The 245-nt window shown below is 36.7% G+C and carries 1 protein-coding gene; it reads left to right on the top strand.

Annotated features, from left to right (window positions below; translation table 11 throughout):
* Window positions 1-245 (top strand): hypothetical protein (locus E1176_RS19935; RefSeq protein ID WP_185152433.1); only part of this gene is annotated, 245 nt, incomplete at both ends.

Genomic DNA, 245 nt, shown 5'->3' with positions numbered 1-245 from the left:
GGCCAAATGAAATTATAAAAGCTTATACCAGACAAGAAGCGTATTACAGTTTGGCAGTAGACGGTAGTAGATATTTTGCAAAGAGGTTAGTTGGTGGGCCGTCAAGCTTATTCTACATAATTTCTGGTTTTGACGAATACTTTGTACTTGTGGATGAGGCTAGTGAGGAAATCTTATTGACCCGATCAACTTATAAGTCCATCATAAAAGAGGAGATGGATAAGTGCATTTCAATTAAGGATATT

Origin of the sequence: Fulvivirga aurantia, assembly GCF_009711475.1 — a bacterium.
In the GTDB taxonomy this organism is placed as follows: domain Bacteria; phylum Bacteroidota; class Bacteroidia; order Cytophagales; family Cyclobacteriaceae; genus Fulvivirga; species Fulvivirga aurantia.
Note: the sequence above shows the minus strand (reverse complement) of the source record. Positions and strands in the feature narration are given on the sequence as shown.